Annotated in this window: 19 protein-coding genes; 10 read left to right on the top strand and 9 right to left on the bottom strand. The window is 47.9% G+C overall.

Annotation, left to right across the window (positions count from 1 at the left end; all coding sequences use genetic code 11):
• Window positions 1-8 precede the first annotated feature (8 nt).
• From A6049_RS09770 to A6049_RS09755, 4 genes are all read right to left on the bottom strand, one after another.
• Window positions 9-1,637, bottom strand: coding sequence for a helix-turn-helix domain-containing protein (locus A6049_RS09770; protein ID WP_063564455.1), 1,629 nt, complete (start codon window positions 1,635-1,637; stop codon window positions 9-11).
• A 198-nt stretch (window positions 1,638-1,835) separates the two neighbouring features.
• On the bottom strand, window positions 1,836-3,122 hold the full coding sequence (locus tag A6049_RS09765; protein ID WP_063564454.1) for a hypothetical protein: 1,287 nt from the start codon (window positions 3,120-3,122) through the stop codon (window positions 1,836-1,838).
• A gap of 152 nt (window positions 3,123-3,274) precedes the next feature.
• The gene (locus tag A6049_RS09760; protein WP_063564453.1) at window positions 3,275-4,108 is read right to left on the bottom strand and encodes an ABC transporter permease subunit; all 834 of its coding nucleotides are present in this window, start codon (window positions 4,106-4,108) and stop codon (window positions 3,275-3,277) included.
• Window positions 4,101-5,006 (bottom strand): ABC transporter ATP-binding protein, encoded by a 906-nt coding sequence (locus tag A6049_RS09755; RefSeq protein ID WP_161490574.1) that lies wholly within the window; start codon window positions 5,004-5,006, stop codon window positions 4,101-4,103. Before A6049_RS09755 ends, A6049_RS09760 begins: the two co-directional genes overlap by 8 nt.
• A gap of 447 nt (window positions 5,007-5,453) precedes the next feature.
• On the opposite strand from A6049_RS09755, the gene A6049_RS09750 reads away from it, so the two are divergent.
• On the top strand, window positions 5,454-7,289 hold the full coding sequence (locus A6049_RS09750; RefSeq protein WP_063564451.1) for an HSP90 family protein: 1,836 nt from the start codon (window positions 5,454-5,456) through the stop codon (window positions 7,287-7,289).
• Window positions 7,289-8,353, top strand: coding sequence for a hypothetical protein (locus A6049_RS09745; protein ID WP_063564450.1), 1,065 nt, complete (start codon window positions 7,289-7,291; stop codon window positions 8,351-8,353). The genes A6049_RS09750 and A6049_RS09745 overlap by 1 nt, the downstream gene beginning before the upstream one ends.
• A 156-nt stretch (window positions 8,354-8,509) precedes the next feature.
• Here the strand turns inward: A6049_RS09745 and A6049_RS09740 are convergent, their stop codons facing one another.
• Together A6049_RS09740 and A6049_RS32930 are read right to left on the bottom strand one after the other, a co-directional pair.
• Window positions 8,510-10,684, bottom strand: a complete 2,175-nt coding sequence (locus A6049_RS09740; protein ID WP_063564449.1) for a serine hydrolase domain-containing protein — start codon at window positions 10,682-10,684, stop codon at window positions 8,510-8,512.
• Between the two features lie 153 nt (window positions 10,685-10,837).
• Window positions 10,838-12,088 (bottom strand): MDR family MFS transporter, encoded by a 1,251-nt coding sequence (locus tag A6049_RS32930; RefSeq protein WP_063564448.1) that lies wholly within the window; start codon window positions 12,086-12,088, stop codon window positions 10,838-10,840.
• Between the two features lie 141 nt (window positions 12,089-12,229).
• Here A6049_RS32930 and A6049_RS09730 point away from each other — a divergent pair, with 141 nt between their 5' ends.
• Window positions 12,230-14,059: an ABC transporter substrate-binding protein gene (locus A6049_RS09730; RefSeq protein WP_161490573.1), complete on the top strand. Its 1,830-nt coding sequence runs from the start codon at window positions 12,230-12,232 to the stop codon at window positions 14,057-14,059.
• 43 nt (window positions 14,060-14,102) lie between these two features.
• Here the strand turns inward: A6049_RS09730 and A6049_RS09725 are convergent, their stop codons facing one another.
• Complete coding sequence (locus A6049_RS09725; protein WP_063564446.1) at window positions 14,103-15,596, bottom strand: serine hydrolase; 1,494 nt, start codon at window positions 15,594-15,596, stop codon at window positions 14,103-14,105.
• 295 nt (window positions 15,597-15,891) lie between these two features.
• Between A6049_RS09725 and A6049_RS09720 the strand changes: the two genes are divergently transcribed.
• The 6 genes from A6049_RS09720 (at window position 15,892) to A6049_RS09695 (ending at window position 24,560) form a co-directional block, all read left to right on the top strand.
• Window positions 15,892-17,094: an outer membrane lipoprotein-sorting protein gene (locus A6049_RS09720; protein ID WP_063564445.1), complete on the top strand. Its 1,203-nt coding sequence runs from the start codon at window positions 15,892-15,894 to the stop codon at window positions 17,092-17,094.
• Window positions 17,095-17,554: 460 nt separating this feature from the next.
• Window positions 17,555-18,742, top strand: a complete 1,188-nt coding sequence (gene alr, locus A6049_RS09715) for an alanine racemase (protein WP_063564444.1) — start codon at window positions 17,555-17,557, stop codon at window positions 18,740-18,742.
• A gap of 261 nt (window positions 18,743-19,003) precedes the next feature.
• A complete protein-coding gene (locus A6049_RS09710) occupies window positions 19,004-19,285 on the top strand; it encodes a CopG family ribbon-helix-helix protein (RefSeq protein WP_024630715.1) in 282 nt (93 codons plus the stop codon).
• A gap of 3 nt (window positions 19,286-19,288) precedes the next feature.
• A complete protein-coding gene (locus A6049_RS09705; protein WP_024630714.1) occupies window positions 19,289-19,639 on the top strand; it encodes a type II toxin-antitoxin system PemK/MazF family toxin in 351 nt (116 codons plus the stop codon).
• A 234-nt stretch (window positions 19,640-19,873) separates the two neighbouring features.
• Window positions 19,874-22,063 (top strand): alpha-galactosidase, encoded by a 2,190-nt coding sequence (locus A6049_RS09700; protein WP_063564443.1) that lies wholly within the window; start codon window positions 19,874-19,876, stop codon window positions 22,061-22,063.
• Between the two features lie 274 nt (window positions 22,064-22,337).
• Window positions 22,338-24,560, top strand: coding sequence for a Tex family protein (locus A6049_RS09695; protein ID WP_063564442.1), 2,223 nt, complete (start codon window positions 22,338-22,340; stop codon window positions 24,558-24,560).
• A 152-nt stretch (window positions 24,561-24,712) separates the two neighbouring features.
• Here the strand turns inward: A6049_RS09695 and cmpA are convergent, their stop codons facing one another.
• Together cmpA and A6049_RS09690 are read right to left on the bottom strand one after the other, a co-directional pair.
• Window positions 24,713-24,856 (bottom strand): cortex morphogenetic protein CmpA, encoded by a 144-nt coding sequence (gene cmpA, locus A6049_RS32560; RefSeq protein ID WP_090808144.1) that lies wholly within the window; start codon window positions 24,854-24,856, stop codon window positions 24,713-24,715.
• Window positions 24,857-25,089: 233 nt separating this feature from the next.
• Complete coding sequence (locus A6049_RS09690; RefSeq protein WP_063564441.1) at window positions 25,090-25,446, bottom strand: hypothetical protein; 357 nt, start codon at window positions 25,444-25,446, stop codon at window positions 25,090-25,092.
• A 120-nt stretch (window positions 25,447-25,566) separates the two neighbouring features.
• On the opposite strand from A6049_RS09690, the gene A6049_RS09685 reads away from it, so the two are divergent.
• The gene (locus A6049_RS09685; RefSeq protein WP_063564440.1) at window positions 25,567-26,028 is read left to right on the top strand and encodes a SprT family protein; all 462 of its coding nucleotides are present in this window, start codon (window positions 25,567-25,569) and stop codon (window positions 26,026-26,028) included.
• Window positions 26,029-26,201: the final 173 nt, after the last annotated feature.

Here is a 26,201-nt window from a genome sequence, read left to right as displayed (position 1 = left end):
CACATGCTTTACAATTGGCCGATTAATCCCACACGTGATAAGGTCACAAGCTGCTGAACGATCTGTTCCAGTTCGTCCATGATCTGATGGCGTCCGCTGGGGGTCCAGGATCGTACAGACCAATCGGATATATCGTGTACGTTACCTTTCAACACGGCTGGAGATCGATTCCAGGCTGTAGTTTGTTTCATACGCCGAAGCAGTTTCTCACTGGCAGGAGTATTGGAGACGCGGTTCATGAACAGATGATCCGTATCCAGCATGGGGATGCTATCTGCCGCATACTCATCTGTCATTAAGTCTGTACATATGATCTGTGCAGGGTTCAGTCCAAGTTCACCGTAGATAAGGCGATTTAATGGATGCTCGATATTTTCCTGGAGCCGGATAGACTGATTCGTAACCTGCATAAGCATAATACGTTCTTGCCCGAAATGATGCTTCAAACGGAGTCCGATATCAAGGTTGCGAAGCTCAAGCTGTTTGAAATTCTGTAAGGCCTGCTGCTCCCGTCCGACCAGTTCAGCCAAGCGTACATGATTTTCTTTCCATTCATGGGCCTGATCCATGATAACCGTAGGTGCAATACTTTTGAGCTTATCGTAAAAGGGTTGATGATAAAAGTCACCGATAATCAGGTCCGGCTTGGCCTGACGTAATTTCTCCAATTGTGTGGATAGCCGCTGCTGTTGCTCGACTTCATCAAGCTCCCGATCATGGAATCCGTCCATTGCAGCTACGGGAGACAATCCGAGCGAAGAGAGGTTCTCATGAAGTCCCATTCTGGACGCGGTAGCCACGCGAATTTGGTCTTTTTTCATATATAGGCTGGGTGCGATCCCCAAGGTTTGTTTGAATTTGCGGCTAAAATAATATTCATTGCCATAGCCAACAGATACGGCGACGTCTTTGATTACACATGTTTCCTGCTTGAGCTGTTTTTTGGCCTCGTCAATCCGTAAGCGATTCAGATAATCGGTAGGTGACATGCCCTTGGCTTTCTTGAAACTGCGAGAATAGGAGCTTGGCGTCAATCCGGCAATTTTGGCCAGTTGATCCATGCTGATACCTTCACTCATGAACCTTTTCATATACATAATGCTGCGTTCAAGCGCCGGATCGACCTTCTCATAATTTTCTTCAAGCCGGTTCTCCGAGAGATACTGCAAAAGCTCGTGCAGCTGGCTATGTATACTGATAAAGTGATCGGGGTGAACGCCGCGGTAGGCTTCATACAATTGTTTAACTCGCGCTCTGGCTTGTTGGTCATGACGAACCATCAGTCTGCCTGTCTCCCAATCCAGCGGGAAACCAGAAGAGGAGGACATTTTCCATTGGCCACGCACTTGCTGCAAACATACCGTATCCATGCTAAGTATTATAAACTCCGTAACAGCCGAGCGTGCAGCCGCCTCAATCGTTGTTCCTGGCTTAAGAACATACAGTTGATTGGCTTCGGCGGTATAGACTGTATCGTTCAAGACCAGAACACCGTCTCCTTGTAAAATAAGACAGAGCATGGGCCGGGACACCGTCTTGCCCTGCACACGGAAATGCTCCCCGCGCCGTACACGGCACATGGAAGAGAGGAGCGGTAGAGATGAGGTTTCAGAAATGAAGGAAAGCTGTTCAGTCATACGGACCATCCTTTTGTCTTATTTTCTTAATGATAACAATTATCATTCTCATATGGAAGATGTTTTTGAAAAATAGTTTTGGACATGAAAAAAAGAGGATACCCAGAGCCGTGATGGCTTTAGAGTTATCCTCTATATTTGAAACTAGAATGTTGAGATAGCTATAAGTCTCTATAAGTCTATACCCACATGCGTGGGTTAGTTTGGCACGACCAACAGGATATCATCCAGGAAAACGTCGCTTAGCACCTTTTTGCCTGTGCCATTGGCTTGCACATGATACAGCCGATAGAGATCATTTGCGTTGATGTAGAACATGCCCGGAACATCGTCATGAAGCTGGAACGTTGACCATTCCTCTCCAGCAAGCTTGGTTACTTTGAGAGCTGTGCTCACGGAATAAAGACCATTTGTACCGGATAGATATGCAATAGTTGGTGTTCCGTTGGTCAACTGAGCAGTTACGAAAGTGACACTGTTCAAATTCAGGTTGGCAGATTTGGATACCTTGTTCCCGGCGATGGTTTTGGCATACGCCTTTTTGTCTGCATCCACAACGACAACCTTATCCGTACCCAGTGGATTGACCTCCCGGATGCTCTTACTATGAATCTGAAGTGTTTTGCCAGAAGTGGTTAATGCAAAGGCTTTGCCTGTTGAATAATCATAATCCTTGTTGCTATCCAGCTTGATGCCTTTGTTGTACACATACAGATTGTTGCCCCAGCCGCCAGCGTAAACAGCGTTCACATCCAGCTTTGCTTTGGGATTAACTGCTGTACCTTTGCCTGTATTGTAGTTTACCTTGTACATGATAATGGCGTTGGTAGAGTAGTACTGCTCGTATGGGTCAGTGTTCACCATCAATTGCAGTTCGTTTTTGGCCACGTTCATAAAATAACGACTCTCTACTGCACCAGCAGCAATTCGTTGCACTGCTCCGCTTCCATTGGATGCCTTAGAAACGATCCATGGGTTTCCATTAACGAGCCCGTTATAATATACACGGCCTTTCGTTACGGCGAGCAGCGGGAAATCTGTATCTGCTTTGTCTGCAATTTTGGTGGCAGCGGAAGCTTCGCTATTGCCATTTCCACGATAGATCGTTCCTTTGGAATCCATATAATAGATGAACCCGTTATCCGTAAAGTAGCTCAATACATCTGTCGCATACGTTTCAGCGGAATCACTAGAACCGTCATTGGGAACGCGAAGCAGCGTTGTGGAAGACTCGGAACGAGTGTAATAGAGATAGGTTCCAGCCGCAGACAGACCATCTCCTTCAAAATCAAGCAATACCTCTGTAGTTCCGCTTCCGTCACCGGATACTTTGTACAATACACCATCGGACTCATAATATACCGTAGTTTGGCTGAGGGAAGCTGCATGAGCATTGGCTCCGCCTCCAAGCACTGCTGCCGTGATCAGTGTGAACAGCAGCAAGGTGCAAACCGTGCGATGCATACGTGTAGACCATTTGTTCATAAATCAATCGTCACCCTTCTTTTTATGTATGTAAGTAACACATTATCACCTTACGTTATATCGGTAAACTATGGAAAATATGTTACACATCTCAGTCAGATAAAAACGACAGAAGATCAGATCTTCTGCCGTTATATTCAACCATATTCAGCCTAAATCTGACTTTCAGCCAGCTGTTGACGACTGTTCCACAAAGTAACCAGACGAAGCAAAATGAAACTGATGAGCAGAAGTACTGCTCCGACCAGGATTAACATGAGAGGACTGATAAGCAGCATGCCGCTCGCCTGACCAGCAATCAGCGCAAGCAATGGAAGAACGACCAGTCCTCCGAGTTGATAGGCCTCCTGAAATCCACGTACCTTCGCCGAGATCAGTACATTTAACAGAATGACCACAAGACTGCACGTTGGAACAACCCATAGAACCAGAATGATCCAGTTCAGATTGGGAAACATCCATGCCCCGAACATGGGATACAACAGGATATTGGCAATGATTCCGTAGATAATGAAGGTAATCCAGGATAACAGCAGGGAAGGAATAAGGGCAGCTAACACCTTGCCTTTAAACAACGTATCCATACTCATCGGAGTGAACAGAAGACTTTCCAGAGTCTTGCGCTCCTTCTCGCCTGCAAAACTGTTGGCCGTCAGAATGCTGGATGCCATCACCGGAATGATGAGAAACAGGGGTGCGAACATGTACAAGGCCAGGTAATAGACAATACGATGGTTATCCGTAGGCATCGAAGCAAGCTGCGGAATTCGCCCGGCATGGGTTAGGTTATCCAGTGTATCAAGCAGGAAGCTCATATTGCCGAGGGAAGCAAGTTCCATCCTTGAGGCTGCCCAAATGAGTATCCCAGGCATGATGATCCCGATAACTAGCGGAACGATCAACATGGGCAACCAAAGCTGCACGCTGGCTGTGATAGCTCGAATATCTTTACGAACAAGTGCACGTATGGCTTGTCGGTTATTCATGATGATGTGCCTCCCTAATGGCAAAATAAATACTCTCCAGATCGCTGCCCGTAATCCGGGCCTGATAGACTTGTCCACGCTCACTCAATTGTCGCAGTAACAACGGAATATCTTCACGGGTTTGAAGCTGAAAAACGGCTTTGTTCGCGGAAACCATCTCCGGTGTATACCCTGTTACCGTTTGCCAGCCATTCGGCATGGTCGCTTCAACCTCAATCCGGGGTGAGGTCAGGTATCGGTTGACGATCTCCTGCTCCGTACCTTCCTCAACCTTGCGCCCCTTTTCCATAAAAATATACCGATCACACACGGCCGATAGTTGGGATAACACATGAGACGATACGAGAATCGTCATATGTTCCTCTTGATTTAGCCGACGGATGATTCGGAGGACCATCTGAATCCCATCCGGGTCAAGCCCATTGGTTGGCTCATCCAGAAAGAGAATGGAGGGACGGTGCAGCAGCACCCGTGCTAGACCTACGCGTTTTTTCATGCCTGTGCTGTAGGTACCTACTTTTCGATGTTGATATTCCTGCAATTCGAACAGATCCACAAGCTCATCAATCCGTGCTTTGGCATGTTGTACACCGAAAGCTTCAGCGAAAAAGATCAGGTTGTCACGCCCACTCATATTTTCATACAATCCACTCTGCTCGGTTAATGTGCCGCATAGGGCGAGTACGTTCTCCGTCTCACGGAAGGGATCGAGGCCGTTAATGCTCACTTGCCCACCCGAAGCGCCGAGAACGCCGTTCATGATGCGGATCAGGGTGGTTTTGCCCGAACCGTTAGGACCGATCAACCCGGTAACGCTGCCTTGTTCAACCGTGAAGCTGACATCGTTCAGTGCCTGATGCACTTTAAATTGCTTAGAAATGTTGCGAACTTCAATCATGCACATTCACCGTCCGATCTGAGTTTGGAGATTATACGTCCAGATGAGATATATCGTTCAAATGGAGGGCCGAAAAATAAAAATTATACGTCTTTAGTCCCAAACGCAAACATCAACTTCACCCTAAAGTCCGGCGAAATCGGGTCTCAGGTTTGTTTTCACTGTGGTCTATACCATGTATTCTAGTTAAAAGGATGCAATATCTCTTTTCATTGCCATCCATAACGTGGTAATTAGACTTAAGGCCTCTTACATATCATGAATGCCTGAATATTCATCTAACGCCGGTCTTGGTTAGCCAAGGCCGGTTTGACGTCGTTACTTGGCGTATCCATCCAATGGACGCCTCATTTCTTGTGATTACATAACTATTTCATCTAACACATCATATGAACACTTCCAAGTAGGAAACATCAGATGTGGTTGGACCAGAGGAAGGTGAGCGAAATGACAGCATCCAATGAGTATCGCTTTCAGGTAAATCTAAGCGGTATGATCCAGATTCTATCGAACCATCTATACAGCAGCCCTAAAGTATTTTTACGTGAATTAATGCAAAATGCGACTGATGCCATTACAGCTCGAACAGAAGCGGAATCAGGATATCAGGGTGAAGTACGTGTAGAACTGACCGGAACAGGCGAGCAGTTGACCATGATGGTGGAGGACAACGGCATTGGCTTGACGGAAGCCGATATCCATGAGTTTCTTGCGATGATAGGTCAATCCTCGAAGCGCGGGCAGCAGGCCTTGCTGGATGGAGAGACTTCGTTTATCGGGCGATTCGGAATCGGATTATTGTCCTGTTTCATGGTGAGTCATGAAATCGTCATGCTGACGCAATCCACTAAGGGTGGACCTTCGATGGAGTGGCGGGGTAAGCCCGATGGAACGTATACGATTCGGCAATTGGAGACACAGTTGTCTCCTGGAACGAAAGTATATCTGCGTTGTACGCCGGACGCAGCCCATTATTTTGAAACAGAATATGTGAAAGAAGCCTTGTTCTATTATGGAGCGCTGCTGCCTTATCCAGTCATCCTGCATAGTGACGGTGTTCAACATATCGTCAATAGCGAGTCACCGATCTGGTTGATGGAGCCTGAGCTTGCACGTGGACGCAGAGCGGAAGTGCTGGCTTTTGGTGAACGATTGCTGGGAGAGAAGTTTCAGGATTTCATCCCACTGACGACGGTTTCAGGCCGTACAGGAGGCATCGCATTTGTTCTTCCGCATGCAGTTAATTTGAATGCCAAGCGTTCTCACCGGGTGTATCTGAAGCGAATGCTAATCTCGGAGAAGGCGGAGAATATTTTGCCGGAATGGGCCTTTTTCGTGAAATGCCTTATCTGGACAGACGAGCTTCAACCGACAGCTTCACGGGAACATTTTTATGAAAATGAAAAGCTGGAAGAGGTTCGCTCCGAACTTGGCGATGCCCTTCGTAAAGGATTGGCCGACATGGCTGAGCGCCAGACGGAACGGCTGCAAAAGCTGATTCGCCTGCATGCGCTGTCGATGAAGGCACTGGCTGTGCAGGATCAGGAGTTCTATGCCATGATTCACCGCTGGCTTCCGTTTGAAAGTACCCGTGGTCATCGGGAACTGGGCGAGTTGATGAGTGAGGGAGAGACGTTGTACTTCACTACCACAGTGGATGAGTATCGCCAGATTCATCATGTCGCGTCAGCCCAATCGATGCTGGTCATTAACGGTGGATACATCTACGACAGCGATTTGATGGCAATGCTGCCACTAGTGGTGCAGCATGTACAGACGCAGCGGTTGCAGCCGGATGAGGTATCCATGAGTTTTACCGATGTGCCACCAGCTGAACGGAATCAGTATTATGATGCCTTGCGCCTTGCTGACTCTGCTTTGCAACGTTTCCGCTGCCGTGCAGAGGTCAAGGGCTTCAAGCCAGCTGATTTGCCGGTGCTGTTCACGCTCTCGCAGGAGTCTTCCACGCTGCGTGCATTGGAAAAAGCAAGTGAGGAGAGTACAGAATTATTCTCCTCCGTCCTTGGATCATTGTCATCCGGCATTAGTTCCGCAGGTTATTCGACCCTGTACCTGAACATCAGCAATCCAATTATTCAGCGGGTCCTGACTTCACCGGATGCCCAAATGACTCCGATTGCCATTGAGATGTTGTATGTCAATGCATTAATGATGGGGCATTATGCGATGAATCGACAGGAGCTTGAGGTGCTGAATCAGGGCATCGTTCGTTTTATTGATTGGGGTTTGCGTGCGAATACAGATCGTAAGGGGGATGCCTGATGAAGACCGAAATGGATTTTGAGGATTTGATGGATGAGGCCTATGGCCTGCCTAATGGAACAGCGAAGCTTGGCATGCTAGAGGAAGCGGCAAGAGTCGCCGATGTGAATGGCATGGAGGAGGAAGCGTACGAAGCGCGTTCAGAGATCGTGGAGACCGCGACATTCTGCGGTTATCCGATGAAAGCACTGATTGCTTTTTCCTGGCAGCTGGGCAAGTTTGATCAAGAGCCAGAACGCTATGACGAAGAAACGTTAATGTGGTCGTATAAATGGATTTTGGGAGAACTATCCAGCTTCCCGGAAGTGTCTCGCGATAAAATGATGGAACTGCTGGAGGACTTTGGACGTCGCTTCAAATCATTTGGGTACAGTGAACGTTCGTATTGGTATTATCGATTCCGCATATCCATGGATCTTGGCGATCTGGAGGAGGCGGGTACCAGTTATACGAAGTTCAGAAGTATGGATCGTGACTTTATGAGTGATTGTGAAGCCTGTGAGCAGGACGAGATCATGCGCTACTGGTTATTGGCAGGTGATGATGAGAAGGTATTGGAAGCAGCGAAGCCCATTTTGAAAGGGAGAATGAGTTGTGCCGAAATTCCGCACCTGACCTTATCGGAGATTTTGATGCCACTATACCGACTTGGCAAGATTGATGAAGCTGACAAACATCAGGCGAAAGGCTATCGCATGATCAAAGGACATAATGATTTTGTGCAGAGCTTTGCTGAGCAGATGGATTATCTTGCACGCACGAACCCGGCGAAGGGCATCGATGTTCTGGAAGAAAATATAGTGCTTGCGATGGACCATGAAGATCCGTTTGCCAAAATGATGTTTTATGCCAGAGCAGCACAACTGTTGCGCCGCTGGGCTGATGAATCTCCAGGATACCGATTGCGGCTTCCCGCTTCATTCCCTTATGAAGGAGATCCAGGAGATTTGCGTAAACTGGTCGACTATTTTGCGGCATATGCCAAAGCGGCCGCAGACAAATATGACCAGCGGAATGGCAATCAACATGTCTCTTCCATGTTGAGCGAGGTATTTAATTTATAACTTGAGAAGACCTCTTAAGTATCATCGCACCATTAAATGGTACACCAGAAGGTCACCACGCTAGCCAAAACAGGCTTGTTCAGAAGGAGGGTTATCCTCCTTTGAACAAGCCTGTTTATCGTTTTTTATACCGTGAATATAAGGTTGGTGCTCCGGTTATTCAGGAGTTACGGTTGCAGGCGCGGTTGTATCTTCCGCAGGTTCCTCATCTGAGGAAGTTTCCGATTGCGGCTGCTTTGTCATCAGGTCAGCTACGATCTTGTCGGTTGGCTGTGTAAACAGCTGGTACATAATTGCTGCTTCTTCCTGGCGAATCAGTGGTTTGCGCGCAAGGAAATCGACTGATCCATCCTCCAGCACCTTCACTTCAGGACCGTGGATGCCTAGCTTAACCATCATCTGGATCGCAGGCACAGCCCAGGCATCTGTCTGCCCGGCCAGCTTCACATCCTCGAACAGTTCATTTGGATATTGCAGCTGGAGAGTTCTCCAAATCATCACCATAGCTTCCTGACGTGTGATGACCTGATCCGGTTTGAACTGTTTCTCATCCGCACCGGCGATCATGCCGGATTCATAACCTAGCTGAATGTAACCGGCAGCAGGGTGAGTTGCCCAGTCGGTATCCGCAGGTGGCGTCGTTTTGCTGGCTTTCAGCCCGCTCATTTTAAGGACATCCTCAATGAATTCAGCCCGTGTAACGGCATTTTTGGGTTGAAAAGCTTCACTTGCATCATTGGTATAGTATCCAAGGGATTGCAAACCATAGATGGCTTCAGCATAAGGACTATTCGCCTGGACATCCCGGAAGCCTTGGGGTTTCTGCCCTTTTTTCTCATAACCCATTGGGTTGAGATAAGGTTCTTTCATATAGATGGTTCCATCAGCATTTTCCTTGAACGCCGTGAACTGGCCTGTTAATTCGTCCTTGAAGAGATGATCTTCAACCTGAATCAGGGTACGTGGGCCAAGGAAGACGTCGGAAATGCTCAATTGTCCAGGTTCTTTGCCGTCATCTTTCAGGGAACTAACAATGGTGCTCAGTCGCAGATCCGCGTATAGCCCAGCGAAGCGTTGCAGCTCATCCGCAGTTTGAGGTGTATAGTCCTTGAACTTGATGGGCTCCGCATATTGCGGGAAGAACGTTTGGATAAAGGCAGGATAGAAGAGATTACGAAGTGCTCCTGTTTGGTTGTAAGTAAGGAAGACACCTGTGTTTTGCTCGGGAATAAGGAAGAGATAAGAGCTGAATCCGATTAGGTCACCAGCCTTGGTGATAATTTTGGAACTGCTGCCTGCACCCGGAAGCTGAAAAGCAGCTTCAAATCCATAAGTGGTATTGGGGAGCAGCGGATGAATGGAAGAACGGTATTGTTCCATGCTTTTTACCGTAGATTCTTTCCAAATACGTTCGTTATCCTTCACGCCATCATTCAGGAAAGCAATCATGAAATTCCCAATATCCTCTGCCGTTGAGAGCATGCCGCCTTGAGGCATAGGTGTTGGGGAAAGGGTGTACAGGTCGAGTGGATTATGGGCCGCATCATAGGCTGTTGCAAGTTGGTTTTTGAACTTGCCGTTCAGCAAGAAACTGCTGTTATCCATACCGAGAGGTTTGAAGATATGCTGCTGCATATACGATTCAAACGGCTCGCCGCTCACATTCTCCACAATCATGCCAAGCAGCAGGAAGGAGAAGTTGTCGTACATGTAGGCGCTACCAGGTTCTCTAACGACAGGTGGCATATGTAACTTGGCATAATCCTCCATCGATACACTTTTGTCAAAGTCATCATGGATGTCTTCCTGCTGCGGGTCGCGAATCTCGAATCCGGTGGTGTGTGTGAGCAGATTCTCTACCGTTACAGGTTTGTCAAAAGGATTATCGAATTCCAGTCCTTTCACATAGGTCTGGAAATCAGCCTTTAAATCCACCTTACCTTGCTCTACGAGCTGCATGACAGCGGCTGATGTGAATGTTTTGGAGACCGAAGCGATACGAAAAGTGGTATTTTTCGGATCAACGGGCTCTTTGCTCTCCAGATCGGAATATCCATACCCTTTCTCTGCCACGACTTTTCCATCTTTGACAACGACTACGGAAGCACCAACATATTGGGCTTTCGCTTCGGCGGAATCAAAAAATGTATCCATAAAGGCTGTCGCAGACTCTGTTGTCAGCGCTGTCACTTTTCCTTTTTCATTGACCGCAGCAGGTGTGGTCTCCGCCTGCACGGCGGGTGCCCATAGACTGAGGGACAGGACAAACGCCATGAACGCCCCCGTTATGGAGGTGAGCCTGAAGCGGGTGCTTCGATTGGATAAATGCATGTAAACACTCCTTCAAAAGAAAATTTTGTAAATAGGACTCTCCTGTTATTACTGATTACTGGCCCGATAGGTTTCAAGATAGTAGATTGTGATATACATTTCAATAGAACTCAAAACTACCAGGAGAAAATCCAGCATAGAGGAGCTTGGAATTTATGAGGCATCTGCACAGGGGCGTGGTTCACTTTGAACCGTTGACGGCCGGAGCGACTGACGGAAAAATACGAGAGCACCGATCCCCATCAATACATACAGGCCAGCCATTGCATAGGAAGGCAGAAAGGCCCCCATCGTTAGGCCAAGACTACCAAGGAGAGCGGCCGCGTTATAACTCATGCCGTCTGCAGCCATATAGGCAGCACGGTCGGATTCAGGAATCATGCCAGCAAGCATGACCTGACGGACGGGCGCATACATGAGCTCACCGATGGTTAGCAGTACAGCGGATGTAATAAGCAGCCAGGCCCAATTGCTGAAAGCGAGCACGGCAAAACCAGTAGTGTACAGACACATGCCGACAGTCATAATAAATCTGGACTGGAAACGCCCCAGCCATTTGGAGAAAGGAATGGCCATGATTACGACGAGCACAGTGTTAATCGCCATGATCAGACTGAACATCTGCAGACCTGAGATGTCCCAACGGAACAGTTGGGCGTTGAATTCACTTTTCAGACGAACGGCGATGTATTTATCCATTTGGAATTCCAGAGAGACAGCCAGCACTGTTGCGGTGAAAAACACCATAAAACGTTTGTCCCTAAATACACCGCCATACGTTTTCAGTATATTTCTATTAATCGGGGTATCAAGCTGATTCGAGTGTTTAATATCCATTGTTTCGTGAATATAGAACAAGAGAATAAATAGTGTAACCAGGCTCTCCATGCATACCAGACTGAACAAAATGAAGCGGAAGGACTCGAATAATAACCCGCCCATCAGCGCCCCAATCGTAACGGCAACGTTGGTGGTCCAATATTGCAGCCCATAGACATACTGACGTTCATGTTCACTGCTCACGTCTACAATCATGGCATTGGCAATGGGTCCGGTGATACCCGAACTGATGCTACTAAGCAGAAACATGACACAAGTTAAAGGAACGGAGTCCATCCATGGGGAGTTGGCGGCAGCCAGCAAGAACAGGGCGAATACCTGCAACATTTGGGCGATGACCATCAGTTTCTTGCGCCCGACTCGGTCAGACCAGTATCCTGCGCCCAAGCCAACGATCATGGAGGCCACAATATTAACGGTTAACAGTATACCTGCCCAGCCTGCACCAATCTGGACACTCAGATAAATCGCCATAAAAGGAATAATGGATTTCTGAGTTAGATCCGTAAAAAAATCAGTAATGATACGAATCTTGATGTTGGGATGCAAATCAGTATATTTCATGTGCAGTTCTCTTCCTTCCCGCTGGTGTTGTCGATGTACCTGAGTATAATGGAGGAAAACCTGAAGAAAAACTGTAGAAGCGTACGAGTCAATTTCGTATTTTACGCAGGGGAAGGAAAGGCAGGGATAGTTGTGGAGGTTATGGATCATTATATTCAGCTTCGCGTGGCCTTTTCGAACGTGGACGAGGAGGAAGAAATACACACAACGATTGGTGAGCTGGCGAATCATTTATGTTGTACGATGCGCAATATGAATCTGATTATGAACAAATTTATGGATCATGGCTGGATCAGATGGAGCCCACAACGCGGCAGAGGTAAGACATCGGTGCTCGTTTTTTGCCATCCTCTGTTACAGGCTGTTCAGGAACGATTTGATCGACTGTTGCAGGGAAACAAGTTGGAGGAGGCCTATATGCTGGCTTCAACAATGCCGTTTTCGATGCGAGAAATATTGATGCAAGGATTACAAGGCCAGTTCGGTCTGCGTTCCAATCACGGCGCTCGAGGTAGAGTTGATACGCTGCGAATTCCACAGGAGACTGCCTTTGAGACATTGGACCCGACCCGGGCTTACATGTGGGGAGAAGTTGGAATTGTTGCGGAGGTATTTGATCGCTTGGTGCAGTACAACGCTGAACGCCAAGTCTGTGAACCGAGTCTTGCCGTTGCATGGGAGAGCAACCCTGAAGGAACGGAGTGGACCTTTTATTTGCACAAAGGCATACTCTTTCACCATGGCAGGATGCTTGATGCAGAGGACGTAAGATATACGTTTGAACGGATTATTTCGGATCAAGAGAACCCTTGCAAGTCACTGTTTGGCTCCATTCATCACATAGAAACGTTCGACGAGCTAACGGTGCGCTTTGTGTTGCGGTTTCCCAACTTTATGTTCCCGGATCTGATGAGCAGCATGAATGCATCCATCTTACCCCGTGATGTGGAGCTTGACCGGATGCATCCGATGGGTACGGGGCCTTACCGATTGACACGCAATCATCCCAAGCTGCTTGTGCTGGAGGTGTTCCCTTCCTATTTCAGGGGGCGGGCGTTTATTGATCGGGTTGAAATATGGCAGCTTCCCCAGACGGGCCGAGTGGAGTCGGCGATCAAACAGGACTTGTTTCCAGACGGACAGGCTCGCTTGATTCAACATGAGGTTCAGGGCGGTGTGTTTATGACTTTTAATATGCGAAAAGAAGGCCCACAGCAGGATTTATACTTTCGTCAGGCTGTTCAGCAACTGATGGATCCACAGGAGATGATGGGGGCGTTGGCACACACAGGTGTACATGCTGCATATAGCCTGATTCGGGACAAGTCCAAGGAAAAGCAGATACTTGAACGAATAGAATCGAAGCCAACAGCCCTTTCTGCTGACTTATCTCTCGTAAGAGCTTCAGAGCTGTTACAACGCAGCTGCTACGCAGGCCAGATCATGAATGTGTGGGTAGAGGAAGGCGAGAAAATGGAGACAGACATGGCCTGGTTCGCACAGCGTTGTGCACTTATTGGACTGAAAGTGAGTGTTACGCCAGGTAATCCGGTAGATGCCGTATACCATGATGAATTCGCCTCTTATGATTTGATTTACACGGGTGAAGTGTTCGATGAGCATGTGACGCTGAGTCTATTAACGATGTATACTTTCCAAAATACGCTGTTCCTTATGGCATTGGATGACGAGCGAAAAAGCGAGCTAGAACGTGAATGCAGACACGTCGTTATGATTCAGGATAGTGCTGAGCGGTTGCGTACGCTAATGACGTTGGAGGGGCGACTCATTCAAGAGGCCTTACTCTTGCCTACATACAGCTTCAGGGAAGAACATGCACACCACGTTTCGCTTCAGGATTACCGTGTCGTAGCATACGGTATGCCTGATCTGCGTCGATTGTGGGTGAAGAGAAGTCCAAATACAGAAGAAGATACTGCGAGTTATCCGGCGTATATCCCATTGTGGTAAAGAGTGTAATTACTACAATGGGATAGGCCGGTGGGGGATACTTTTATACTGAAGGTGTCTTTATAAATTCAATTGGATTCGTACCTGGTTCCAGCAGTAGCGGAATGGAGAGAGAGCTTATGGTGTCCTCTTCATCCGTCTTAAACGTAAAAGTGATTTTCAAGCCAAACAGGACAAGCTCTACGGAAAACGTATCTTTTCCAGTGTATTCCATAGGCATTTCAATGGCATTCAATGTGGCCTGTAACCCATCGTTCGTCTGTTGAATAACGATCTCGCCGTAACCCGGATGATTATAACTTCCCGCATACGCATGGATAGGACGATCATGGGGATGAACCTGAGCTTCCACTGGTTTTTCCTCAACCGAGGTTTCTGGCGTAGTTGGTGTTTCTATGGTGTCTGTTGCTGCTTCGGAATCAGTTGAATCTCCAGTCACTAATTTGGCTAATCTCCCACTCCAATCTACAGGTTCCAATTCAAGCAAACGATCAATAACGTTAAAAGAAATCGTGTAGGGAAGAATGCTTCCATTCGTATTGCAAAGGACTACAACACCGATCTGTTCCTCTGGTAAAAAGGCGACCTGTGAAGCGAATCCATCGATTGCCCCGCCGTGATGAATCATGGCGTTCCCGCGATAAGAATCGATCATCCAGCCCAGACCGTACGTGCTAACAGGCAGCTCTTTGCTGTGGAATGGTGAATCACAAGCCATTTGCGGGCTGTGTGTAACAGCCAACTGTTCTTTGGAAATCAGTTGATTCCCACCCTGTTGCCCTTGATTCAACTGAAATTGCACCCAGGCGATCATATCGACCAGATTGCTGTTAATGGAGCCAGCAGGGCCTACGGCATCAATTTTCCGAAAAGGTATCCGCGTAATCTCACCATTTTGATCCATATAAGGGAAGGCGAAGTCAGGTTGATTCTGCATCTCATCGACAGAGAAGACACTTGAATTCATACCAAGTGGGTTAAACAGGGACTCCTGGACAACATTCTCCCATGAAGTTCCTTTGAGTTGACCCACCAGATAACCAGCGGCCATATACATCAGGTTCTGGTATTGCCATTTGTTCCGAAAGTCCTCATTAGGCTCCAGATACTGAAGCGCGTTTACGAGTTCTTCTCTGCTCCGTGATGAGTTATACCATGCCATATCGTGCCTTGGAAGTCCGGAGCGGTGACAGAGCATATCGCGGATGGTCAGGCGTTCTGTAGCTACCGGATCGAACATTTTGAAGTCTTTCAAATACGTTCTAACAGGTGTGTCCCACTTCAGAATGTCCTGATCCACCAGCAGGGCAGCGGTTGATGCTGTGAAGGCTTTGGTACTTGAACCGATCGCGAATAGGGTATGGGGTGTAACTTCAAGCTGGGACTCCAGATCGCGATAACCGTATCCTTTTTGCAAAATGACTTCATCCTTGTGAATAACCGCTACCGCCACACCTACTCCTTTCCAACGTTGAAGCTGCTCTTCCACAAAATCATCCAATCCATTCAGCAATGAGTGAAGATAGGTTGTGTTCATTATTTTCCTCCAATTTAAAATAGAGTTGTACATCAATTAAGCTACATAATCGTGGTATGTAATTACATGGGTTGGGTTGTTATCTGTATTTACTATGAAGAATCTGGTTGGATTTTACATCCTACCCGAGACTGATTTTGTTACCAGATAGGGTATTGCGGCACTGATTGATGGAATGCTTGTCAAACTAGTCCGCATATATCGAACAAGTCCCTCATAACATGTACTAATCAAGTAGGGGTTCTGCTGTACGCACAATCCTGAAGTGAAAACATGTGCTAAAGGGGATGATGTCATGCGCCGAATATCATGGATGCTTGCCATGGTATTGGTCTTATCGACCTTACTTGCCGCCTGCGGGAAGAAGGATGCGGCAGCCGTGGTCAAAGATCTGAACGAAGTCGTAGGAGAAATGGAAAGTTATCAGGGGGCAGGCGTTATGACGCTGCATACCGGAGATACGCCGCAGCAGTACAAGGTCGAGGTATGGCATCAAAAGCCTTCATATTATCGTATCGCGTTAACGAATGCCAAAAAGGATGTAACACAAATTGTACTGCGCAATGATGAGGGCGTATTTGTCCTGACACCGAGTCAGAACAAAAGCTTCCGTTTCCAGAGTAACTGGCCGGATAACCAAGGCCAGGTTTACCTCTACGAGACGCTGATCCGCAGCATAACAGGTGATTCGACCCGCCAGTTTGCCGATGAGAAGGAAAGCTATGTATTCGATGTAGCTGCCAACTACAATACACATGCATTGGTCAGACAGAAAATATGGTTAAACAAAAGCGATTACGCTCCAAAACAGGTAGAAGTATCCGACTCGAATGCCAATGTGGTGGTCGATGTGAAGTTCGATAGCTTCAAATTTGGTACCGAATTTGAGAAAGACGCTTTTGATATGCAGCGTAATATGACTGCTGCTACTGAAAATGGTGGCAAGGTTGGTACTGACTCAGGCGCGGCTCCTGCTGGGGAGGGTAAAGAGACTACCAATCCTCAAGCTGCAACAGAGGAAGGTTCTGCATCCAATCCAAGCGGAACCGTTAGTGATGGACAGACGGGTGTGAGTGATAACGCCGAGCAGCAAGGTTCAGAAGATCCAGCCAGTGGGAAAGGAAGCGAAGAACCGACATCGGCCGAGCCGGAAGGTACAGGCAGCTTCGGGGTTATTCAGCCGACCTATGCACCGGAAGGCGTCAAGCTGAAAGACGATCAGATCGTGGAAGGATCAGGAGACTATTCGGTTATGCTTCGCTACGAAGGAACATATAATTACACGATTTTTGAAGCGCGGCCGCAGGACAGAGCGGTATCACTTGCGCCATCCAGTGTCGTGGATCTTGGATTCACGCTGGGTATGTTGAGTGGAGATGCCTTACAGACACTTACATGGATGACAGATGGAGTGGAGTACCGGATCACAAGTGCAGATCTTCCACAGAATGAGATGGTACAGATTGCGACATCGATGCAGGAAGAGTCAGGGAAATGATTTGCAAAGTATAGTCGTCCTAACATAAGGAATGCTAAGAAGCATCGGAGATGAATTCTCCGGTGCTTTGCTGCATATACAGGTCTTCGTTCCTGTTTTATATCAGTGATTCGCAGGATTTGATTTTCAGTTGAAGCTATGTGTATCAACAGCCAATGATCCTGCGTAAGATAAGCAAGAATTAGGTCCAGTGTACTCAATAATGCAAAACACGCTTCTACGCGGGAGGAACCGGGTAAATAATACGATATAAGCAGATGAGTTACGTTATGGAGAGATAAATATCTCATTCATGGTCTGGCTTATAGGTCTTATTCCGCGTTTGCTCCCGACTTCAGGATAGCGCTCCTGTATGTGTTTTGGACTACAGATCTTCCGTTCATTTGACAGTCACATGCTTGAGCATTACGATGGAGTCTGACGTGAGCCGGATTAAGATGATTAGAGAAGGTGACTTAACGTGCAAGAACAATATCGGCCGACCCAAGCGGAAATCAATTTGGATCATTTGTGCAACAACGTAGACGCTTTCCGTGAAACATTGCCGCAAGGCAAGAAACTGCTCGCTTGTGTGAAGGCTAATGCCTATGGACATGGGGCAGTGGAGATGGCCAGAGAACTGGAACGAGTTGGCGTGGATTACTTAAGTGTAGCTTTTCTTGACGAAGCGCTTGAATTGCGACAACACGGAATTACCCTTCCGATTCTGGTATTGGGCTACACGCCGCCAGAAGGCATCGCTGAAGCATGGAAACATGATGTAACCATTACGCTGTTCAGTAAGGAAGTACTCGAAGCCATTCAACATCTGGAGACGGGCACATCCTCTCGTAAGCTCAAGGTTCACATCAAAATCGACAGCGGCATGGGCAGACTTGGCCTGTTGCCTGGCGAAGAGGCAGTTGCTTTTATTCAGGAAGCAGCCAAGCTGAAGCAGGTGATGCTTGAAGGCATGTTTACTCATTTTGCCAAGGCGGATGAAAAAGACAAGACCTATACACTGGAGCAGTATCGACGGTTCCGAGGCGTGGTTGATGCGCTGCGGGATCAGGGATGTGTCATCCCGATTATACATACGGCGAACAGCGCCGCTACCATTGATACACCGGAGTTGTCCTACGATATGGTACGTGTGGGAATTAGTCTGTACGGATTGTATCCTTCGGGAGAGGTGAATCATCAGGTAGTGAAGCTGTCCCCGGTATTGACACTGAAGACGAAGGCGGTTCTGGTCAAAACGCTGCCACCTCATTGGGGTGTCAGCTACGGAACCCGTTATGTAACACAAGGGAACGAACGAATAGCGACCCTGCCTATAGGCTATGCAGACGGATTTTCAAGAATGCTGTCAGGTAAAGCACAAGTACTTGTGCGCGGCCGCCGCGTTCCTGTCGTCGGTACGATCTGCATGGATCAGTGTATGGTGTCGCTACAATCTTTTGCAGCAGAAGCAGAAGAAATTCAAGTCGGCGAAGAGGTTGTTCTCATCGGTCACCAATCGGGTGCAGTCATAACTGCAGACGAAGTGGCATCTCAGCTCGGTACGATTCCCTACGAAGTGATCTGCATGATGGCGCATCGAATCCCGCGGGTTTATACCCGTAATGGAGCAGTAGTCGCCAGAATCAACCCTCTTTTGACATCCTGATAGCTCGACTGGACGCTATTACCAATAAACTTTTTTTCAGAACAGAAGGAAAACTGTCGGAGCATCTCGAATTATGAATGATGACTGGGATGAAAAATCCTGAAAAGAGATGTTTGGTCTGTACGAATATTGTTCCCCGTGTTTATAATGGAGTACAGCATACTTGATATACTCGGGGCATATATATTCCTTTGTATAAAAGTTCTGGAAAAACGTAATACTGGTTCACAATGGCGAAAGGTTTGTGGGGGTGGAAGAAAGGTGGCCAACTTGCAGAACACCAAGCGGATCATGATCAGTTTGCCTGATTATCTTTTGCAAGAAGTGGATGGCATCGTAGCGCTGGAGAATTCCAACCGCAGCGAATTGATTAGGCAGGCCATGAAGCTGTATTTGACGGAGCGTAAGAAACGTTACATCCGTGAATCGATGCAGCGAGGGTACATGGAGATGGCGAAGATTAACCTCACCATGGCATCCGAGGCCTTTCACGCGGAGGAAGATGCGGACAGCACTCTGGACCGCTTAGTTAGCGGGGTGTAGACATTGATCGTAAAACGCGGTGACGTTTTTTTTGCGGATCTTTCTCCCGTTGTTGGTTCCGAGCAAGGTGGAGTCAGGCCGGTTCTGGTCATCCAGAATGACATCGGCAACCGGTTTAGTCCTACTTGTATTGTGGCGGCGATCACCGCCCAAATCCAAAAGGCAAAGCTGCCGACGCATGTAGAGATTGATGCGGCGGCACACGGCTTTGACCGGGACTCGGTTATTTTGCTCGAACAAATACGGACGATTGATAAGCAGAGGCTGACCGACAAGATTACCCATCTGGACGAGGAGACCATGAAACTGGTCAACGAAGCCTTACAGATCAGCCTGGGTTTAATCGATTTTTAAGGCACCAGGCAGTTGTTTCTTTGTTCTGCCGTGCCATCCGTAGACAATGGATGTTCCTTGCAGGAACACACAATTTCAGACAGCAATCAAAAGAGCGTACAACAGCCTAATGGCTGGGGTACGCTCTTTTGATTAAAGCTTCATGAAAGCGTAGAACATTGTGAAGCTTTTCGTTATAATGATACCTGAGAAACCGTTTACGTTAATCGACATATATAGAGGTGGAGGAGACATATGAGCATTTATATTGATCAGGAGAAGCTTCAATTTCATCTACAGACTCAAAAGGCAAGCTATGTATTTCAGGTCCTGCCTTCGGGATATTTGGTACATTTATATTATGGCAAAAAACTGCGTGATACCGATCTGAGCTGGCTTCATGTGCGTACAGAGCGTGCTTCGTTCAGCCCAAATCCGGTGCCGGAAGATCGGACGATCTCTTTCGACACGTTGGCAGTAGAACTGCCGGTGTATGGTACAAGTGATTTCCGTAATCCGGCAATCCAATTGGAGCTTGAGAATGGTTCAACCGTTTCGGAGTTTACGTATACAGGCCATCGACTGATCAAAGGAAAGACAGCGCTTACCGGACTGCCTGCAACTTATGTTGAGTCCGACGATGAAGCCGAGACACTCATCGTTGAACTGGAGGACCGTGTTGCAGGGATCAAGATTGAACTTAGCTACACGGCCTTTACGGCCTTTAATGCGATTACGCGTTCCATGCGGATCATTAATGAGAGCGCTACCTCGGTGAATATTGCACGTGCGCTCAGCTCTTCCGTTGATTTCCCGCATGCCGATTACGAATTGCTGCAATTGTCAGGAGCATGGACGCGTGAACGGGACATCGTTCGCAGACCGCTTGCTTCCGGCCTGCAAGGCATCGAGAGTCGTCGAGGCTCAAGCAGTCACCAGCAGAACCCGTTCATTGCACTGATGACACCGGGTACAGACGAAGATCAGGGTGAAGTCTACGGGTTCAGTCTTGTATATAGCGGCAGCTTTACAGCACAGGCAGAAGTGGATCAGTTCCACACCACTCGTGTATCGCTTGGAATCAATCCATTTGAGTTCAGCTGGAAGCTGGATTCGCAGGAGTCATTCCAGACGCCTGAGACGGTCATGGTCTATTCGGACGCAGGTCTCGATGGTATGTCTCAGTCGTATCATAATCTGTATCGCGAACGCCTTGCACGTGGCAAGTTCCGTAATGCAGAGCGTCCGGTTCTGGTCAACAACTGGGAAGCGACCTATTTCGGCTTCAACGCAGATAAGATTGAACAGATCGCCCAGGCAGGGAAGAAGCTTGGCATTGAACTGTTCGTACTGGATGATGGATGGTTCGGACATCGGGACAGCGATAACTCCTCACTTGGTGACTGGATTGTGGACAAGAACAAATTGCCACAAGGCCTGGATGATTTGGCCAACCGGGTAACCAGTTTGGACATGCAGTTCGGACTATGGTTCGAGCCTGAAATGATTTCGCCAGACAGCGAATTGTACCGTGCTCATCCGGACTGGTGTTTGCATGTGCCGGATCGTCGTCGTACGGAAGGGCGTCAACAATTGGTACTCGATTTCTCCCGTCAGGATGTGCGTGATGAGATTGTACGCATGCTAAGCGATGTGCTTGGATCTGCGCCGATCACTTATGTGAAATGGGACATGAACCGGAATATGACGGAAGTGGGTTCTGCATTGCTTCCAGCAGATAGACAGCGTGAGACTGCGCATCGTTATATGCTTGGATTGTACGAAGTCATGGAACGTATTACTTCGGCGTTCCCGAATATCCTGTTCGAGAGCTGTTCAGGTGGTGGCGGCCGTTTTGATCCAGGTATGCTGTATTACATGCCGCAAACGTGGACCAGCGATAATACGGACGCGATATCCCGCCTGCGTATTCAGTATGGTACAAGCCTGGTATATCCGGTAAGTTCAATGGGGTCACATATCTCAGCGGTTCCAAATCACCAGGTCAACCGAATTACTTCTTTAGAGATTCGTGGACATGTCGCGATGTCGGGTAACTTTGGATACGAGTTGGATTTGACTCGTTTCACAGAGGAAGAGAATACTATTGTAAAGGCGCAGGTTGAACTGTACAAAGAAATTCGGGGAACCATCCAATACGGAACGTTCCGGCGCCTGCTAAGTCCGTTTGAGGGAAATGAAACGGCATGGATGTTTATTGCCCCAGATGGCAGCGAAGCCGTTGTATTCTACTTCCGTGTGCTGTCTGAACCAAATGCACCGCTCCAACGTCTGAAGCTGAAGGGCCTCGACCCTGATGCGGATTACCGCCTGAAAGGTGGTTCCGAGACGTTTACCGGGGATGCGCTGATGTATGGTGGGATCTCTGTAGGCCGTGCATCGGGAGACTATTGGAGTGAAATGTTCCGCTTCGAACGGGTATAATAAACTGGCGTGAATGCAGTGTTTGTCAGGGGAGACCGGAAGACGTCGGGGAGACGTTTTTCGGTCTTTTCTTATGGTTGAGATGAAGGTTTGATACGTAATCTCAATTGTAAGAACTTGTAACCAGGACGAATGCTGGAAATCTGAACGGGATTTTGTGATAATATAGGGGAGAGGAATCTGCATGAATGCAGGTTCGATACTGTGATTACAGCAGCAAAGCTGCCCTGAACAAGCTTCAACTGAACGATTCAGGAAGGAAAGAGGGATTTATTTGTCTGAACAGGAAACGGTTCTGGAACCCAATGAAGAAACAATAAAGGCAGAACGCCATGAACGAATCATCAAACAGGTAGCCAAGGAACTGTCACTGTCCTTGAAGCAGGTCCGCACAACGTCGGAGCTTCTGGACGAAGGCAATACGATTCCATTTATCGCCCGCTACCGTAAAGAAATGACTGGAGAGCTGGATGAGAACCAGCTGCGGCTCATTGAAGAACGCATCGTATACTTGCGTAATCTGGAAGACCGCAAAGTGGAAGTCATCCGTATTATAGAGGAACAAGGCAAGCTGACCGGAGAACTGAAACAGTCTATCACTCAGGCAGTTAAGCTGCAGGAAGTGGAGGACTTGTACCGTCCGTTTCGTCAGAAGCGGAAAACCCGTGCCAGTGTAGCGAAGGAAAAAGGTCTCGAACCACTCGCTGTCTGGATCTGGGGTCAACCAAAGCAAGGGAACCCTCTGGAGGAAGCTGCGCGTTATATCAATGCTGAACTTGGGGTAGAAGATGCAGAGGTTGCAATTCAGGGAGCCAAAGACATTTTGGCTGAGAATATTGCAGATGATGCTGCTATTCGTGCATGGATTCGTCGTTATACGCTCGATCATGGCATGCTGACTTCGGAAGCGAAGGATGCTGAGCAGGAGTCTGTATATGAGAACTACTATGATTATCGTGAATTAGCCAAAAAAATGCCTCCTCACCGTATTCTCGCCATTAACCGCGGTGAACGTGAAAACATTTTGAAAGTGGGTCTGGACGTGCAGCCTGAACCGGCTCACCGTCATATGGAAGGACAAATCATCAAGGGTGCATCTGCGGTCCAAGACGTTTTGCGTGCTGTGATTGAAGATGCTTACAAACGATTGATTGCCCCTTCGATTGAGCGTGAGGTTCGTGCAGAACTGACGGAAAAAGGTGAAAACCAAGCGATATCCGTATTCTCGGCTAATCTTCGTAATCTGTTGCTTCAGCCGCCAATTCATGGCAAACGTGTGCTTGGTGTCGATCCTGCCTATCGAACCGGTTGTAAACTGGCTGTGGTCGACGATACGGGCAAGCTGTTGGAAGTGGCTGTTACGTACCCAACGCCACCACACAACAAGAAGCGTGAAGCTGCCGAGGTTTTCCATCGGATGATCAAGCAATATGATATCGGGTTGATTGTTATCGGTAATGGTACCGGATCCCGTGAAACTGAACAGTTTGTTGCCGAGATTATTCAGGAGAACGGGGACGAAAGTCTCGTGTATCTGATCGTCAATGAAGCTGGAGCGAGTGTATATTCTGCATCCAAGCTGGCGCAAGAAGAATTCCCGGATCTTGACGTTGCTGAGCGGAGTGCTGCTTCGATTGCCCGTCGGGTGCAAGACCCGCTGGCTGAGCTGGTTAAGATTGATCCAAAAGCCATTGGTGTAGGCCAATACCAACATGACGTATCTCAAAAAATATTGGAAGAAAGCCTGAAGGCTGTTGTGGAATCCGCAGTTAACCATGTGGGCGTGGATGTGAACACGGCTTCGCCTTCACTGCTGTCCTATGTTGCGGGTGTAAATGCCACGATTGCCAAAAATATCGTGAAATACCGCGAAGAGAACGGCCGGTTCACGAATCGTCGCCAGTTGCAAAAAGTGCCGCGTCTGGGTGCCAAAACCTATGAGCAATGCGTAGGCTTTATGCGGATTGGTGAAGGCGAGAACCCGCTGGATCGCACACCGATTCACCCTGAATCGTATAAAGTCGTAGACCAGCTCTTTAAGGAGCTTCAGGTTGCGCTGGACAAGCTGGGCAGCAAGGAACTGTCTGTTCTCCTGTCTGAGCAACAACCGGAACAGCTGGCTGTGAAGCTGGATGTGGGTGTACCTACACTGCGTGACATTCTGGACAGCTTGCAGCGTCCGGGTCGTGACCCGCGTGAGGAAATGCCGCTACCGATCTTCCGCACGGATGTGCTCAAAATTGAAGATTTGGTGGAAGGCATGGAGCTGCAAGGTACGGTTCGTAACGTGATCGACTTTGGTGCCTTTGTTGATATCGGCATCAAGAGTGACGGGCTTGTCCACATCTCACAGCTGAGCAACGGTTACGTCAAACATCCGATGGATGTTGTATCTGTCGGGGATAATGTAACGGTTTGGGTGATGAACGTGGATACCAAAAAAGGCCGTGTCGGCCTCACGATGAAGAAGCCTGCTTCTTCTAAGCAGTCTTCCTGATCCAACACAATGATTGGAGAACAGCCTTCCCTGTAATGGGAAGGCTGTTTGTTGTCAGTTATAATAGTACTGTTGCCCGTACTGTATTGTTCGAAGGAATTTTATGAATGAAGTGAGAGCTTGAAGTGGACGGAGAGAGTGGCGTCAGATTTTTAGAGTTCGCTGTCCGCGCTGCGCGGGGTGCCACTTGTCGGTTTATTTCGGTAAAAGAACCAGCATTCGTTCAGCAGCTTGATCTGTCTGCTGTCTTTTTTGTGAAATGCACGCATCAGTTGATTGCAAAGCCATTGAGGCAAGGGTATCTCCTCCTCTTGCATAATTCATCTGTACGTTAGCATATGTGGCAATAGCCTGGACTGTGCGAATTAACCCTTGATGAACTCGGAAAATTCAATATCTATACGGATATGTACTGAAGAGCGGGGCGTATGAATGTAGGGTTGAAAGAAAATGAAAAAAAGCGCAGCCCCTGTTTTTAGGAGATGCGCTTTTAGTTCCATCCTGCATTAATAATAAGTCCATAGGTGGATTAGAGTGATTCCATCTCTTCTTCATACCATTGCTCTAATTGAGCCTGAAGCGCCCGGATCTCAGTGAGCAGGGAAATCAAAGGATATTCACTCTCTCTTAGTGCTGCAAAGCTTTGTTCAAGCGCATTGATATAATCAAGGCCTCCGATGATGGAGAGTTGCTCGTCCAGAAGATCAAGACTGTCACATTCGGCGATTGCCCAAGGCAGAACAGGTACATCTGCTGCGGTAAGTTTGTCAATTTCTTTGTGCAGGCGCAGGTTGAGCGCACTGAGTTGATAAGCGTAATCGGCAGGCATTTCCACAAACTGCAATTGCTGTTCCTGCTGCAGGATGACGTAGCGCATTGTAGGCATAACGAGTAATAATCTCCCCTCATACATTCTACTTGACAGTGTAGCCTACGAAACGGTTAAAATTCAAGTATTATGGCGGAAAAACAAATGGCCCAAGAGGTGTGAAAGGAGGACAAACCGATGGAAAATGAGGAATTGCAGCAATGGATTGAGCAGGTGTCACTCGATCATTTCGGGGTTCCGTTCACTCACGAGGCGCTGTTTAACCGTCGTCTGACGACTACAGGTGGGCGTTATATGCTCAAGAGTCACCGAATAGAGATTAATCCTCATCAGCTCGAAGCCTATGGGCGGGAAGAGGTTGAAAAAATCATCAAGCATGAGCTTTGTCATTACCATCTGCACATTCGTGGACGCGGCTACCAACACCGGGACCCTGAATTCAAAGCCTTGTTGCAGAAGGTGGGCGGTTCGCGATTCTGCCAGTCCCTTCCGGATGGAAAGGGCAGAAAGCCATTACCGTATCGCTATAAGCTGGTGTGCAAGAGCTGTGGCACGGAATATTTGCGTAAACGCAAAGTTGATCCGAAGCGGTACCGCTGTGGTCGATGTGCCGGCAAGTTGGGGATTCATACCATCTGAGGTGAACGTTTTTTGGAAACAACACTTCTTACCACAAGACCACAAGACCACAAGACTATATGCAATATGCTCCCTGATGAGCATTTATGGGAGTATCTGAAGCTTATAAAGAAAGTCACCGAAGGCATGTTGACTTGGAATATTAATCATGATAAATTTAGGTTATTCAAGAT

The organism is Paenibacillus sp. O199 (assembly GCF_001636635.1).
Lineage (GTDB): Bacteria > Bacillota > Bacilli > Paenibacillales > Paenibacillaceae > Paenibacillus > Paenibacillus marchantiae.
Note: the sequence above shows the minus strand (reverse complement) of the source record. Positions and strands in the feature narration are given on the sequence as shown.